The sequence below is a fragment of the Acidovorax sp. ST3 genome (assembly GCF_003231145.1).
In the GTDB taxonomy this organism is placed as follows: Bacteria; Pseudomonadota; Gammaproteobacteria; order Burkholderiales; family Burkholderiaceae_C; genus Acidovorax.
On the sequence record NZ_QKVP01000051.1, the window covers coordinates 1 to 658 of the forward strand.

Below are 658 nucleotides of genomic sequence, written 5' to 3' on the forward strand. Positions count from 1 at the left end.
GCGGATAGGCGTCGGCGCGCTCGGCCAGCCCGACCTTGGCCAGCAGGGCCATGGCCTTCTCGTGCGCCGCGGCGGGGCGTTCGCGCCGCACCGTGACCGGCCCCTCCATGACGTTCTGCACCGCCGTGCGATGAGGGAAGAGGTTGAAGCCCTGGAAGACGAAGCCGACCCGGCCGCCGAGGGCGCGGGCCAGGGGCGTGCGGCCGCCGGCCTCGACGCCCGCCACCCGCAGCGCGCCGCCGTCCAGCGGCTCCAGCCCCGCGAGGCAGCGGAGCAGGGTGCTCTTGCCCGAGCCGCTGGGGCCGATCAGGGCGACGACCTCGCCTTCGGCGACGGACAGGTCGACGCCGTCGAGGATTTCCTCGATGCTTGCGGGCAGGTCGACCATCGGGTTCGGCGAACGCCCGGTGAAGGAGGGACGGCTGTGCCTGTCGCCGAAATCCGGGTCGACAAGCAGCGTCTTGCCGCCGACTTCGATCTTCAGCGCGGCGTTTCGGAACAGGCGGATTTTCATGATGACCTCGGCAAGGATGCGACGGTGCCGATGTGTACCCCGCTCTGAACCTGGGAGAAAGGCTCGTGTGCCACGCATTGCTGTGCCACCCGCTTAACGCCAGACGATCCGCGCAGCGTAAGGGGCGGCACGAACGATCGATGT

General features: G+C 69.9%; 1 protein-coding gene. It reads right to left on the bottom strand.

From position 1 onward, the window contains the following. Window positions 1-388: ATP-binding cassette domain-containing protein (locus tag DNK89_RS23475; RefSeq protein ID WP_153064334.1), on the bottom strand; the 388-nt coding region annotated here is incomplete at its 3' end. Window positions 389-658 lie beyond the last annotated feature (270 nt).